The organism is Oceanobacillus bengalensis (genome assembly GCF_003628445.1).
GTDB classification, from domain to species: Bacteria; Bacillota; Bacilli; order Bacillales; family Amphibacillaceae; genus Oceanobacillus; species Oceanobacillus bengalensis.
In genome coordinates, this window is the sequence record NZ_RBZO01000040.1 from 12,551 (window position 1) to 27,111 (window position 14,561).

A 14,561-nucleotide genomic window follows, 5' to 3' on the forward strand; every position below is an offset into this window, starting at 1 on the left:
TTTCAAATAACAGATTGATTTAAGCAGGGTATGAAAAATTCACGCCCTGCTCCTACATTAATTTATATACTTCCCATAGTCAGGAATGGCAATCTCATCAAACCGATTGACCAAGTTTTCTAAGCCACTAGATAGCTCTTCACCAGATACTGGTACACCATGTCCAGTTACAGCAACACTTGGTTTTAATGCATGCAATTTTTCGACTGAATCCCGAGCTGCATTCCAATCTGTTGTAAGGTATCTTGGTGGTCCATTGATTTCCTCTTCCTGCGTTAAAACTTTGTAAAGCGAATCTTGTCTAACTGTAACAAACGCATCTCCAACTAATAAAGCACGATCTTCATCCCTAAAGAAGGATACGTGACCAGGTGAATGCCCAGGTGTATGAATCCACCTAAAACCTGGCATATGTGGAACACTTCCATCTGTTGGGAGAGCTTGTACATTATCTCCTAGGTTTACTGGTTCATTCGGAAACATTGGTGACATTTTCGCTACCATCCCACCCTCCACAGATGAATCGGGTTCTGGATAGCTTTTTTGACCAGTTAAGAAAGGCAACTCCATGGAGTGGGCATAGACAGGCACCCCCCAATGTTTCACTAATTCAACAGCAGCCCCAATATGGTCGAAGTGACCATGGGTTAAAATAATTGCTTTGGGACGACTGCTTTCGCCAAATCTTTCTTCCGTAACAGAAATAATTTTATTTGCAGATTTCGGCATTCCCGCATCAACTAAAACAAAATCCTCTGTTTCTGGATGGCCAACAAAGCAAACATTAGCAATTTGGATGGTATGACAAAACATATCTGGTAAAACAGCCATTCCGATCCCACTATTTACTGAAGTTGTAGGAATATATTTATAATCATCTCCGTGGGAAATATCCTTTTGCATATTAACCCTCCTTTTATTGTACTTACATTGATATTCTTCCTTTAATCTCACCTTATATTCCAATGAACGCTCAGGTTGGTTTTTAAAAAATCTTACGCCCCCTATCATGCCATTTGCAGAAAAACAGAAAGCAATGATTATTCTTCTTCCTTTGCGATAAACTAAAATTAAGTCATCAGAATCCTCTAGATGTAAGTTTTTTATCTACTTGGATGTTTAATGTTTTTTAATCTGTCACATCTATTCCTCCTATCTCGTCTTGAGTATAGAAATAATATTGGGAGGTAATCGTATGACCCAAAAATGGGATGTCGTCATTGTTGGTAGTGGATTGGCAGGTTTAATTGCAGCTAATTATTTAAGTAAAACGAATTTATCTATCTTAATACTAGAAAAAGGGAAACATATCGGCGGGAGGGCTCGAACGAAAAAAATAAATCAACAGTACTTTAATCTTGGTCCACATGCTCTTTATAAAAGAGGAAAAGCCAAGTCCATTCTCGAAGAATTAGGTATACACCTTAATGGAAAATCCCCTAAATTAAGTGGTGGTAGATTAATGGAGGATAACATGGAATATGCTGCGCCATTTTCTCCTTATGAAGTTTTTACAACAAGTTATCTAAATTGGAAGGAACGTATGGAATGGGTCGGCGTTTTGATGAAAGTAATGCGTATAAATCCAGAAAAGTTAAAGAATCAGACTTTCCAACAATGGGTTAAGCAAGTTGCCCATTCAAAAAAGGTTGAGTCATTACTCTATATCCTTAGCAGGCTTGCAACCTATTGTCATGCATCTGATAAAGCGAACGCAAAAGTGATCGTTTCAAATTTGAAACAATCGATAGGAGGAACACTATACCTTGATGACGGCTGGCAAACGATCATTGATCAACTTTATAATAAAGCAACCCTCTCCGGTGTTCAGGTTCAAACACATACTCTTGTCAAACATATAGCACAAACCCCACAGGGCCATCTTAAAATAAGACTATCAAATGATAAAGAAATTCTTGGAAAATATGTGATTAGTACAACTAGTCCTCACGAGCTTAATGAAATGCTAGTTAGCAAGACTAATATGAATCAACATGACAGACTTGCACAAATAACTCCTGTTAGAGGTGCAACATTAGACGTTGCTTTGTCACAGCTTCCTAATCCAAAGCGATTGTTCACCCTGGGCATAACGGATCCACTTTATTATTCCGTACATTCACATTATGCCCGGCTCTCTGACGATACAAATAGCACAGTTCTTCATGTTTTTAAATATCTACACCCTGATGACCATTTAGATAAGACAAAGATTAGAATCGAGCTTGAACAATTCTTAGACAAGATGCAGCCTGCCTGGAAGCAATATGTGATTACAAGTCGCTTTATCCCTAACATGACGGTAAACCAGCGCTTACCGCAAATAGGAGATGAATGCATATTGCATCAGTATAAAGCAGATATTCCTGGATTATATATAGCAGGAGACTGGGCTTCCGACAACTATATGTTGGCAGATGGAGCAGCAAGTAGCGCCAAGCAAGCAGCCAAAGAAATTATTTTACACGAAAGGAGAAAAAAAATGCAAATCTCGAAAGAAGAGTACCAATTATTTAAACCGTTATTGTTTTCTTTAGCTTATCGGATGTTAGGTTCGGTCGTGGAAGCAGAAGATATTGTCCAAGAGACTTTTCTAGGCGCTTACCAATTAAACGAGGAGAACATAAAGAATAAGAAAGCCTACCTCTGCAAAATGCTGACGAACCGCTGTCTTGACATGTTAAAGTCTGCAAGGTCCAGACGAGAATATTATGTGGGACCATGGAATCCTGAACCTTTAATATTGGACAAATTACATGCCTTTGATCCATCTGAAATGATTATACAAAAAGAAGGATTGAGTATTGCTTATTTACGAATTATGGAACATTTGACACCAGATGAGCGAGCAGTACTACTACTAAGAGAGGTATTTGCCTTCTCATATGTAGAGATTGCTAATATCATTGAAAAGAGAGAAGAAAACGCAAGGAAAATTTTTAGCCGGGCAAAGCAAAAGGTCTCTCGTATAGAGGGGGAGAGTTTAAACTATAAGATAAACAAATCAATTATCGACCGTTTTATCCAAGCATTTCAAACACAAAATACGAGTGTCTTATTAGAACTAATATCTGAAAATGTTACGCTATATTCCGATGGTGGAGGAATAGTCAATGCTGCTACTCGTCCCATCGTGTCTCCGTCTAATGTTTTAGCCTTGCTATACGGTATTATTAAAAAGGTACCAAAAGATTTTTATTTCGAAGTTAAAAGCGTCAATTATCAGCCAGCAATCGTAATTTTCATGAATGAGACACTTCACAGTATTTTTAGCTTTTACATTTACAATGAAAGGATCAATGAAATTTACATTACGATGAATCCTGAGAAATTACCAATCCATTAAAAATGATATCGATTATAATAGAATTAAAAAAGAATGTTGGAGAAGAAATCCGAGTATTAAAACATCCTCTCCCTACAAAATCCAATTTGTAGGAAGAGGACGCATGAATAATTAAGAAACCTGTTCACGTAAATTAGCTTGAATATGCTGTCTTGATTCTCTCTTTTGTATCATCCTTACGAAAATATTGTTCGATAAAAGAGAGACGATAATAAAGACTGTTCCGACATAATCGTACGGCGTCACTTGATTCCCCCCGAAAATTGAAATAGTGAGCGTTGTAACTGGAACAAAGTTTATAAACAACAGTGCATTTAACGGTGATAATATACTCACACCAACGTTCCAACCAACTAACGCAATCACACCAGGGAATACAATCATAAATAATGAATGTGGAATGGTCGCTGTAACGACTTCTAATGACGGAACGGATATATATCCAGTGAGCGTTATACAAGCCACAATAACAACTGCTGTGATTGTTCCAAGTAAACAGCTTAATGTTGAATACCTCAGTGCAGACCAGCCACTAAATTCAGACCCACCCATTGTGTAAACAACCCATCCTATAACTGCAATGAATATGAGAAGTGATGGAATAATATCTTCTGCCTGACCAAGAAATCCAGTAATATCACCTTTTGTAATCACTAACATCGCCCCGATAAATGATACAATCACACATATTAATGTGAAAAAGTGTGGACGTTTTTTATAAATCATCCATGCGATCACAATTGAAATCATCGGCATTAGTGACTCCATAATGGATGCTACCATAACGCCTGGTTCCCCTAATATATCTTCTCCCCAGAAGATGAGTAAATTGTAGACCGTAAATGCCATTGTACCAAAGAACCATAGTTTCAGTCCTTTACCTTCAAAATGAAAAGCTTTTTTTCCTTCTTTCCATAAAAGAATTGCAACTAGAATTACCGTAACAGATACATAGCGAATGATGGTAAAATAAAATGGATCAATATATTTAAAAGCCGCATGTGCTACAGGAAACATTGCTCCCCAAGAAGCTGCCGCAATAAAACATAAAATAGCTCCCCACAATACATTATTTTTCACATTTCCACTTCCTTCCTGAATGATTAACTTTTATTATTATCTTCGCTTTTTGGTATCTTGTAAAATGAATAATAATGATGATTTTCCATCACTTCTTGTGATACCATATAAAGATGGAATATCGAAAGGAAGATTCATAGTGGAACTCAAAGACTTAGAGATTTTTCAAGTGGTTGCAGAGAAAGGGACGATAACCGGAGCTGCAAAAGAAATGAAATATGTACAATCAAATATTACATCAAGAATTCGCAAGTTAGAAGATGAAATGAATACCCCCTTGTTTAACCGACATCGCAGAGGGATGTCGCTAACACCAGAGGGAAAGAAACTATTAACCTATAGTGAAAAAATATTATTATTAACAGAAGAAATGAAAAAAGCAGTTCAAACAAATAAGGAACCATCTGGAAAGTTAGAAATTGGAACAATAGAAACCGTCATTCACTTACCCAAAATCTTGTCCAGCTATATTAAAAAATATAAAGATGTCGATTTGTCCTTATATACTGGCGTTACGAAAAACTTGGTCGAGGAGGTTTTAAATCATAAGTTGGACGGTGCTTTCATTACAGAATCGGATGATCACCCCGACCTTGTCTCTCACGAAGTATTTCAAGAGGAGCTCGTATTAATTTCTAATACACGTATTACTAGTTTAGAAGCTTTAAAAGAAGAATCTATTTTATGCTTTAGTAAAGGCTGTGGTTACCGAGCACGTCTAGCAGAATGGTATACAGACCAAAACCTTTCCCCTAAAAAAATAATGGAATTCGGCACATTAGAAACCATCTTACGTAGTACGGTTATGGGACTTGGCGTTGCATTCGTTCCAAAGTCCGAGGTTATGCAATTGAAGCGTGAAGGACTTATTCAATTTCATGAACTTCCAGAGCAATATAGTAAAGTAAAAACTGTTTTTATTAGAAGAGCAGATACCTACCTAACACCAACAATCGAAAAATTTATCGAAGCAATTGAGTCTAATTAATTGAGAATACGTTTTATGAAAAACTTGGAGCCTGTTTTTAAAAACAAGGCTCTTTTCGTATTGGTTGTTGCTATTGGATAAATCCGCATTTGATGTATGTTTGAAGAATTATTATATAAACCACGAAAAAACCTTGATCTTGAGAGTAATTATCAAGTTACTTTCGCTAACTTTATGTCTGATTTTGAACTAGAGACCCTTTATCAAGTTATTTTCGCTAACTTTATGTCCGATTTTGAACTAGAGAGCCTTTATCAAGTTACTTTCGCTAACTTGTATGTCCGATTTTGAACTAGAGAGCCTTTATCAAGTTACTTTCGCTAACTTTATCTCTGATTTTGAACTAGAGAGCCTTTATCAAGTTACTTTCGACAGCTTTTGTGCACTGTTTTGAACTAGAGGCCCTTTATCAAGTTATTTTCGCTAACTTTATGTCCGATTTTGAACTAGAGAGCCTTCATCAAGTTACTTTCGACAGCTTTTGTGCACGGTTTTGAACTAGAGAGCCTTCATCAAGTTACTTTCGACAGCTTTTGTGCACGGTTTTGAACTAGAGAACGTTCACAGGGACAACCTCTTTACCATCTTCTATTCCTAAATAGCTCGTTAAAAGGTTCACCTATCTAACACCTAGGAGCGCATGAACTAAAAATATAATATGCACACAATTTATATTTTTTTCTATGAATTATTGAATTAATCTGAAAAGGGATTATAATAGGTATAATATTTGGATGTGGAAAGATTATCATGAATTTGATAAATTGGAAAATACGCACAATACTTACAAACTGAGAGGGGCAGAGTAATGGAATTATTACTAAATAAATTAAAGGGAAGACTATCAGATGCGCAAGTTTCAACGAATCAAACAGTAAGAGAATTACATAGCAAGGATGAAACATATCAACAAACAAGTCTTCCAGATATCGTTGTTTTCCCAAAATCAACAGAGGATGTAAGCCATATTATGAAAGTAGCACAGGAGTTTAAGACTCCAGTGACACCATTTGGAGTTGGATCGAGCTTAGAAGGACATGTTATTCCTTATCAAAATGGCATTACTGTTGATTTCTCTTTAATGAATAAAATTATTGAAATTAAGGAAAGTGACATGCTTGTAACGGTTCAACCTGGTGTTACAAGAGAACAGCTAAATAAAGAACTTAAGAACTATGGTTTATTTTTCTCTGTTGATCCTGGTGCTAATGCAACGCTTGGAGGTATGGCAGCAACGAATGCGAGTGGAACAACGACAGTAAAATATGGGGTCATGCGCGATCAAGTACGGGATATGGAAGTTGTTCTTGCCGATGGAAAAGTGATACATACTGGTAGCTCAGCAGCAAAATCTGCTTCAGGCTATCATTTAAACGGATTATTCGTTGGTTCAGAGGGAACACTAGGATGCTTTACAGAATTAACATTACAAGTATATGGTATTCCAGAGCATATTGCTGCTGCACGTGCTACATTCCCAAGTTTCACACAAGCTATTGATGCAGTTACTACGATTAAACAAGCTGGGATACCGATTGCACGAGTTGAATTCGTTGATGAGGAATCGATTATCCAAATAAATAAATTTAGTGAAACAGACTATCCTGTTCAACCAACACTTTTCCTTGAATTCCATGGTAATGAAGCCGGGTTACAAGCAGATATTGATTTTACGAAAGAAATAATGAAGGACCATGAATGCGAGGATTTTGTTTTTGAAACAGATACTGCGGCTCGTAATCACCTATGGGATGCACGCCATAATTTAGCCTATGCCTATATTCATGACCATGTTGGTAAGAAAATGATGCTTACTGATGTTGCCGTTCCGATATCCGAATTAGCAAATGCGGTGACCTTTGCTAGGGGTGAATTAGATAAGTTAGGTGTTCCAGGTGGCCTCCTTGGTCATGTTGGTGACGGCAACTTTCATGCACTGATAATGATTGATATGGAAAATGCTGAGGAAGTACAAAAAGCAAAAGAATTTAATAAAAAAGTTGTCCTCTATGCATTGGAACGTGGTGGCACATGTACAGGTGAACATGGTGTGGGTGTTGGAAAAAAACAATACCAACAGCTTGAACACGGCCCTGCACTTGATGTAATGAGGCAAATTAAGAAAGCTCTTGATCCAAATAACATCTTAAATCCAAATAAAATTGTGGAAATAGAATAGGAGAATAGCATATGAAAACGTTAGAAAAATTAAGTACACTTGCAGGAAAATATTTTGCTATTTTAGTTATTCTTGCTGCAGTTATCGCCTTTATATTCCCTTCTACTTTTATCGTTTTCGGTAGCTATGTTACCATTTTACTCGGTATTGTTATGTTTGGAATGGGGCTAACATTAAAGCCAATCGATTTTAAATTGGTATTTACGAACCCTTTTCCAGTAATTGTAGGTATCATTGCACAATATACAATCATGCCACTTATCGCATTCGGCCTTGCGTATTTATTAAGGCTTCCTGCAGAACTTGCAGCTGGACTTGTTTTGTTAGGGTCTGTTCCTGGTGGGACAGCATCCAACGTAATGGTTTATTTAGCACGAGGGAATGTTGCGTTATCTGTAGCAATGACTTCTCTATCAACGCTATTAGCACCTATCATGACTCCTTTTCTACTATACTTACTTGCAGGGCAATGGTTACCAGTTGATCCGGTTGCGATGTTTATGTCAATCGTACAAGTAATCTTAATCCCAATTATTCTTGGATTAATGATAAGAAGATTTTTCCCTGTTGTTGTTGATAAGGGAGTTTCTGTTGTTCCACTCATTTCAGTCGTTGCGATTCTAATCATTGTATCTGCAGTTACAGCTGCAAATGCAGGTAATGTTGTGACAGCTGGATTTCTAGTATTTATCGCTGTTTTCTTGCACAATGGATTAGGTTTATTGGTTGGTTATTTTGTAGCGAAAATGATGGGACTTAGTGAAAATGACCGTCGAGCGATTTCAATAGAAGTTGGCATGCAAAATTCTGGTTTAGGCGTTACCTTGGCAACGGCACATTTCAGTGCCCTTGCTGCCCTACCAAGTGTATGGGGTGCCATCTGGCATAATATTTCAGGTCCGATACTAGCTACTTTTTGGTCAAACAGACAGGAGCCACCTACTAATAAAACGGTAGAAAAGAAAGTTGTTAATGAATAGCGGGCGGAAATAATTTCGCCTGCCTTTTTATGATGGATTTATATGTTGTAATACCACCCGAACAAATAAAGCCTATTGACACCCCCCTCCTTCTTTAGCTATAATAAACAATAATTAAACACCCGAACGGAAGAGGTTCATAGCTGATACCCTCTATAAAAAACTATGGATACATTGACTCTTTAGCCATGTCCATATTGGATATGGCTTTTTTGTTAGAATCGTAGTTTGCTATGACCTCTCTGGAAGTGTTTGGGAACATATACAGGGAGGTTTTTTTATGTCTGGAAGAAGCCAGGAAGAAGGATTGAAGGATTTAACACTACTTGGTAATAAGGAGACGAATTACAAGACGGACTATACACCTGAAGTATTGGAATCCGTAGATAATATTCATTCCAATCGTGATTATTTTGTGAAATTCAATTGTCCAGAGTTTACTAGTTTATGTCCAATTACCGGTCAGCCTGATTTTGCAACAATGTACATTTCTTATATACCTGATCAAAAGATTGTTGAAAGTAAATCATTGAAATTATATTTATTTAGTTTTAGAAATCATGGGGATTTTCATGAGGATTGTGTGAATATTATTATGAATGATTTAATTGAATTGCTTGATCCACGCTATATTGAGGTATGGGGTAAATTCACTCCACGTGGTGGTATTTCGATTGACCCTTGGTGTAATTATGGAAAACCTGGGACGAAGTATGAGGAAATGGCCACACATCGCTTAATGAATCATGACCTTAATCCAGAGAAAATCGATAATCGTTAAAATGAATAGAAAGAGGTTTTAGCTACCCTCTATAAAACTCAAGAAAAAACAGCCTTTCTTAGTGCTGTTTTTTCTTTTTGAGAAGGAGTTTTCACATGAAAAAAGATAAAGCCATTGTTGTGTTTAGCGGAGGGCAGGACAGCACGACTTGTTTATTCTGGGCGATGCAAAAATTTAAAGAGGTCGAAACGGTTACTTTCGATTATGGCCAAAAACATAAATTAGAAATTGAATGTGCGAAAGAGATTGCAGAAGATCTGGGTGTCAAACATCATATTTTAGATATGTCGCTACTAAATCAACTGGCACCCAATGCCTTAACGCGAGAATCTATTGAGGTAGATGAAGGCGATGAGGGTGAGCTTCCAAATACTTTTGTACCGGGTAGAAATTTACTTTTTCTCTCCTTTGCTGGTGTATTGGCAAAGCAAGTTGGTGCAAAGCATCTAGTAACAGGGGTTAGTGAAACCGACTTTAGTGGCTATCCAGATTGCCGAGATACATTTATTAAATCGTTAAATGTAACGTTAAACTTGTCAATGGATGAAGTGTTTGTTATCCATACACCATTAATGTACTTGGATAAAAAGGGAGTCTGGGGGCTTTCTGATGAGTTAGGTGTATTGGATATCATTCGGGAAAAGACCTTGACTTGTTATAACGGAATAAAGGCTGATGGCTGTGGAGAATGTCCAGCTTGCAAGCTTCGGAATCATGGTTTAGAGCAATACTTATTGAACAAAGGGGAGAAATAATATGCTACGTGTATTTTTATATTTAATTTCAATTGTCTCGGCAAACGTGATAACTGCGGCATTCATGCCTCTGGAGCTTGGTATGTTTATCATTCCAATGGGGACGTTTTTAATAGGTGCGACATTTATCTTTCGTGATTTGGTGCAAAACAAATATGGAAGAGGGAAGACCTATTTATTCATCCTTACAGCATTAGTATTATCTGGTGTGGTCTCCTTCTTACTTGGGGATTCACTAATGATTGTTACAGCTTCGGCAATTTCCTTTATCATTTCTGAAACAGCAGATACAGAGATTTATACAAGATTAAAACTACCAATCGTATGGCGAGTCTTTTATAGTGGGATTGTTGGTGGATTACTAGATTCAGTTGTATTCGTTATTGTCGGATTAAGTCCACTAGGAGCAGGATTTATCCCTTGGGAGGCTGTTCCAGCAGCGATTTTAGGCCAGGTGATTGCGAAAACAGTTATTCAAATGATTGGAGCATTAGTTCTAAATCAAGTGTATGTTCTGAGAGCAAGACGGGTTACAGTGGGTTAAATTCGTTTGATAACGGTGCCAGCTCCCTCTACACAGCGACTTTTGTAGTAGGGGTCAGGCACCAAATTATATTCTTCAACTCATTACATCTGTTTGGCCTTTTCGATTAAAGTATATAGAATCAATAAGCTCCAACATTTCTCGCTCGCTTTCTATTTCAGTCAGAACTGGATATTTCTTAGCAGCTTTTTCAAATGCATCTAACTGCTTATCTGCTGCATCCCTATTCTGATTAACTAATAATTCATAAGCATATAACAAACGAATTCGGGATATGTATTTTTTCGTAACTTTGATATATTGTTTTAATTCTTTTGTATAGATTTCATTTATTCGTTCTATCCGGCAGTCACCGATTATTTCAAGGAATAATTGATAACAAGATAATTCCTTCTTATATAAATCAAGTAAATCTGGAATATTTGCTTCAATATACTGACACACTGCTTTTGCCTTTTCAAAATCCTTCTTATCCATAAAGTACTCACACAGAAAAAATTTTATCACACTAATTAACGGATTAGATAAATCGGCATTTTCCGGAATTTCAAACCATTCCTCTGGTAAATCACGTATCCTCTTCCCTTTAGCTAAAAGCCCATTTATATGGAGCTGTAGCCAAAAAGCTTTTCGTACTTGTTTATCCTTCTTTAAATAATTAATGACCATTCCATCATTCGGCACTCCAAGTTTCATAGGAACACCATTTACCAAAGCAATAAAAATACCAAGTGCTATATTTATTCCTAAAATAATCGATATCCATTCGTGCTCAGGAAGAATAATTAATAGAATGATTGATAACAAACTACTAATTATGTTTGCAATAACACCGCCCAAGTTATAGAGCACAAATGGAAAGCTTTCCCCCTTTACATCTGGTGGCATGAGTAAACATTGACCTAACGTACCCTCGACACGATAGCTTTTCCGTTTTATCCGCCCATTTTCTCGGACTAGCATGATGGATCCCACTCGAAAAGACACAAATGTATAACCTGTCAATCTACCAAATACATAATGTCCGCCTTCATGAATAAAAATCTGAAATACATACAATACAACGACAATAATTAAAAGCAGCATAATATAACCAATAGTAAGCTCCAAATTCTGTGGTACAATACCTAACTGTTCAATGGTATCCATACCATAGTATCCACCAAAGAATCCAATAACTATAAATAACAAGAACAGAATGAGCTTTCCAACTCGATTAACTAAGCCTTTTTTCTTTTTTACTTTTTCCATTTTCCCCTCCTGAAAAGTATATGTAGAAGAAAGATTAAATACATACAGTAACAAAAACAGAGAAATAATATAATCTTTATATAATTTTATCACATCAATCAACTAAAATTCCAAACTAAATAATCTAATAATTGATGTTTGAGTATGATACTGACAGGGTGAAATGTCTTTTCTCAAAAGTGGAAATGGGGTTCCTTATAAGTTAACGATCGGATTGACCCCGTAAGATTTGTCAAACTTTATCGAACCAGATGTAAAAAACTGGACACTGAGAAAAGTTCAGCATCCATTAGTTATCTATTATTATTGCGGACATTTCACCTGTCCTTACGTCTAAGGTTCCATAGGGCCCTTGCTAGGATATACATACAAATTTACATTGTTATAACAACCTTCCCCTGTGAATGTCCTTTTTCAAAATATTGAATTGCTTCTGGAACCTCGTTTAAGGAGTAGCTTCGATCAATAACTGGCTTTACTTTTCCTTCTTCAATTAGCTCTTTCATTATAACTAAATCATTTTGGTTAGCTTTCTGCATAAAGATGACGAATTTCTTTTTTCCTGTCATTGATAACCAAGTCACCTGCATCATTGTTTGAAACATTTGACTTGATTCACCACCAACTTGAACGAAAACTCCATTCTCTTTTAGCTTTCTTTTATAAGAAGTAATAGGCCTAGCCCCATTCACTCCAATAATTAAATCATAGGTATCATCAAGCTTCTCGAAGTCATCTTTTTTATAATCAATCGTATTGTCAGCACCAAGGGACCTTGCGATATCTACGTTTCTCGTACTTACCAGCGCAGTCACTTTTGCACCAAATGCCTTTGCAATTTGAACTGCAAATGTTCCCACACCACCTGAAGCACCATGAATCAATACATCCTGCCCTGCCATAGGCCTTCCTTTATCTCTTATTGCTTGTAATGCTGTAGTAGCTGCCATTGGCACGGCTGCTGCTTCTGTAAATGATAGATTACTAGGTTTTAAAGCTAATGCTCCTTCATCTGCAACGACATACTCCGCAAATGCACCCCAGCTGCTACTAGATAAATCTCCATACACCTCATCTCCTACCTGAAATTGAGTAACATTTGCACCAACTACCTCCACAATTCCAGCCATATCCCCACCAGGAATAGGATATTTTGGTTTTGTAAGACCAAATGCCAAACGGGCTAGTAGTGGTTTTCCTGTTAATAAAACAAGATTTCCATAATTTATCGATGCTGCATGAACCCTTACTAGTACTTGATTTTCTTTCGGTTCAGGTGTAGCAACCTCGCTTAGCTTAAGTGTATCGGGTGTTCCATATTTTTCAGAGACTATCGCTTTCATCGCCATTCTCCTTCTATTCTTTTCCAATTATTATAGTTAGAAAAGGCGGATGTCGCATTGACTTAAGGTAAGACTCAAAGTATAAGGGTAATTTTCACCTGGTTCTTTTTTTAATTCTACTTAATGACTCTGGTGTCACACCAAGATAGCTTGCCAATTGATGCTGAGGTACACGTGTGAGGAGATCGGTTCGGGTTTGTATAATCGTTTTATAGCGTTCTTCTGGGGAAGAACGCACAAATGTTGCCAATTCGGTTTGTGCATTGCTAAGGTAACTTTCCATCATGCTTCGTGTCATGTATTCAAGTTCTGAATACACTTTGTACATTTCTTGTTCGGAATCTAAGTCAGCAACAACCAGTACAGAGTCTTCCATACAGGTTAAGGAGTAATTCGAGGATTGGTCTGGTTCTTCAAAATTAAACAACAAAATTGCTTGTTCCTCCGTATAGAAATTGGAAGTAACCTCTTTTCCATCATTATCTATATGATATTGTCTGACACACCCTTTCAATACAAAGAAACATTTCTTAGTAGGAGAACCTCCTTGTTTAATCAGATAGGTTCCCTTCTCAAATTCCTCAATGATAATTTCTTCCGTAATAGCCTGTTGTTCCTCTTCATTTAGTGATGTGTATTTGGCCATATATTTCATAAGGATTTCTTTCACGACTAGCCCCCTTAATGTTATTGATTCTTTACCGCAATAATACCATTTCTATCCATTGGGGAATGTAAATTTTCAGACTAATGTTATGTTTTGGTAAGTACTTAGTATTAAAAGAATGTTAAATTTGTAGAATGATAATACAATTGAATCAAATTTGAAGCATTTAGATGATAAACTAATTTATAGCTTTTATTTCGCATATTTTGTTGCTTACTTTATAATTAACATTTTGTATAGATTGTTGATTTCTTTAATTCAAAATTGTTTAGCTCTCGCTTATACTTATTAATGTTATGCGCTGCCTTTCGCTCCGGCAGAATACTTCGCTTTCCACGGGCACGGCCTCAGCCCCATCGGAAGCAAAGAACGCTTCTGATGTGTCTTCGGACGCGTGCTTTTCCCGTAGGAGTCTACGTATTCTGCCTCCACTATATTAGTTGTTCTAATTGTTTTGAGATTACAAACCATGAAATCACGTATTGGAAAGTTGTTTTTTCCTAATCAACAGCATAATTCTAGATTAATATGTATATGGTAACTTAAAAGTGAGCCACCATAGCAATTGAAAACTGAGCCACTTTTGATAGAAAATAACCCTAATGACATGTTAGGGGGAAACATCAGGAGTGATTATATTGAGTGAG

Annotated in this window: 12 protein-coding genes and 1 riboswitch; of the genes, 7 read left to right on the forward strand and 5 right to left on the reverse strand. The window is 36.8% G+C overall.

The window, feature by feature from the left end:
- Positions 1–57: 57 nt before the first annotated feature.
- Positions 58–903: an MBL fold metallo-hydrolase gene (locus D8M05_RS17850; RefSeq protein ID WP_121134264.1), complete on the reverse strand. Its 846-nt coding sequence runs from the start codon at positions 901–903 to the stop codon at positions 58–60.
- Positions 904–1,195: 292 nt separating this feature from the next.
- On the opposite strand from D8M05_RS17850, the gene D8M05_RS20680 reads away from it, so the two are divergent.
- Positions 1,196–3,346, forward strand: a complete 2,151-nt coding sequence (locus D8M05_RS20680) for an RNA polymerase sigma-70 factor (protein ID WP_245985521.1) — start codon at positions 1,196–1,198, stop codon at positions 3,344–3,346.
- A 111-nt stretch (positions 3,347–3,457) separates the two neighbouring features.
- Here the strand turns inward: D8M05_RS20680 and D8M05_RS17865 are convergent, their stop codons facing one another.
- Positions 3,458–4,426 carry a DMT family transporter gene (locus tag D8M05_RS17865; protein WP_121134266.1) on the reverse strand — a complete coding sequence of 323 codons (969 nt, stop codon included), beginning with the start codon at positions 4,424–4,426 and terminating at the stop codon, positions 3,458–3,460.
- 139 nt (positions 4,427–4,565) lie between these two features.
- On the opposite strand from D8M05_RS17865, the gene D8M05_RS17870 reads away from it, so the two are divergent.
- The 6 genes from D8M05_RS17870 to D8M05_RS17895 all read left to right on the forward strand — a co-directional run bounded on the left by D8M05_RS17870 (position 4,566) and on the right by D8M05_RS17895 (position 10,653).
- A complete protein-coding gene (locus D8M05_RS17870) occupies positions 4,566–5,414 on the forward strand; it encodes a LysR family transcriptional regulator (protein WP_121134268.1) in 849 nt (282 codons plus the stop codon).
- Between the two features lie 808 nt (positions 5,415–6,222).
- A complete protein-coding gene (locus D8M05_RS17875) occupies positions 6,223–7,593 on the forward strand; it encodes an FAD-binding oxidoreductase (protein WP_121134269.1) in 1,371 nt (456 codons plus the stop codon).
- Between the two features lie 11 nt (positions 7,594–7,604).
- A complete protein-coding gene (locus D8M05_RS17880) occupies positions 7,605–8,573 on the forward strand; it encodes a bile acid:sodium symporter family protein (protein WP_121134271.1) in 969 nt (322 codons plus the stop codon).
- Between the two features lie 126 nt (positions 8,574–8,699).
- Positions 8,700–8,746, forward strand: a riboswitch (PreQ1 riboswitch).
- Positions 8,747–8,853: 107 nt separating this feature from the next.
- A complete protein-coding gene (gene queF / locus D8M05_RS17885) occupies positions 8,854–9,354 on the forward strand; it encodes a preQ(1) synthase (protein ID WP_121134273.1) in 501 nt (166 codons plus the stop codon).
- Positions 9,355–9,449: 95 nt separating this feature from the next.
- Positions 9,450–10,109: a 7-cyano-7-deazaguanine synthase QueC gene (gene queC / locus D8M05_RS17890; RefSeq protein WP_121134275.1), complete on the forward strand. Its 660-nt coding sequence runs from the start codon at positions 9,450–9,452 to the stop codon at positions 10,107–10,109.
- 1 nt (position 10,110) lies between these two features.
- Positions 10,111–10,653, forward strand: a complete 543-nt coding sequence (locus D8M05_RS17895) for a VUT family protein (RefSeq protein ID WP_121134277.1) — start codon at positions 10,111–10,113, stop codon at positions 10,651–10,653.
- Between the two features lie 75 nt (positions 10,654–10,728).
- Here D8M05_RS17895 and D8M05_RS17900 read toward each other — a convergent pair whose 3' ends face one another.
- From D8M05_RS17900 to D8M05_RS17910, 3 genes are all read right to left on the reverse strand, one after another.
- Complete coding sequence (locus tag D8M05_RS17900) at positions 10,729–11,904, reverse strand: hypothetical protein (RefSeq protein WP_121134279.1); 1,176 nt, start codon at positions 11,902–11,904, stop codon at positions 10,729–10,731.
- A 374-nt stretch (positions 11,905–12,278) separates the two neighbouring features.
- Positions 12,279–13,247, reverse strand: coding sequence for an NAD(P)-dependent alcohol dehydrogenase (locus D8M05_RS17905; protein ID WP_121134281.1), 969 nt, complete (start codon positions 13,245–13,247; stop codon positions 12,279–12,281).
- A 94-nt stretch (positions 13,248–13,341) separates the two neighbouring features.
- Positions 13,342–13,917, reverse strand: a complete 576-nt coding sequence (locus D8M05_RS17910; protein ID WP_121134283.1) for a Crp/Fnr family transcriptional regulator — start codon at positions 13,915–13,917, stop codon at positions 13,342–13,344.
- Positions 13,918–14,561 lie beyond the last annotated feature (644 nt).

Excerpts from the sequence above, each read along its gene's own strand:
- D8M05_RS20680 (WP_245985521.1), top strand. The coding sequence starts at position 1,196 with ATGACCCAAAAATGGGATGTCGTCATTGTTGGTAGTGGATTGGCAGGT.
- D8M05_RS17850 (WP_121134264.1), bottom strand. The coding sequence starts at position 903 with ATGCAAAAGGATATTTCCCACGGAGATGATTATAAATATATTCCTACA.
- D8M05_RS17875 (WP_121134269.1), top strand. The coding sequence starts at position 6,223 with ATGGAATTATTACTAAATAAATTAAAGGGAAGACTATCAGATGCGCAA.
- D8M05_RS17895 (WP_121134277.1), top strand. The coding sequence starts at position 10,111 with ATGCTACGTGTATTTTTATATTTAATTTCAATTGTCTCGGCAAACGTG.
- D8M05_RS17900 (WP_121134279.1), bottom strand. The coding sequence starts at position 11,904 with ATGGAAAAAGTAAAAAAGAAAAAAGGCTTAGTTAATCGAGTTGGAAAG.
- D8M05_RS17905 (WP_121134281.1), bottom strand. The coding sequence starts at position 13,247 with ATGAAAGCGATAGTCTCTGAAAAATATGGAACACCCGATACACTTAAG.
- D8M05_RS17880 (WP_121134271.1), top strand. The coding sequence starts at position 7,605 with ATGAAAACGTTAGAAAAATTAAGTACACTTGCAGGAAAATATTTTGCT.
- queC (WP_121134275.1), top strand. The coding sequence starts at position 9,450 with ATGAAAAAAGATAAAGCCATTGTTGTGTTTAGCGGAGGGCAGGACAGC.
- queF (WP_121134273.1), top strand. The coding sequence starts at position 8,854 with ATGTCTGGAAGAAGCCAGGAAGAAGGATTGAAGGATTTAACACTACTT.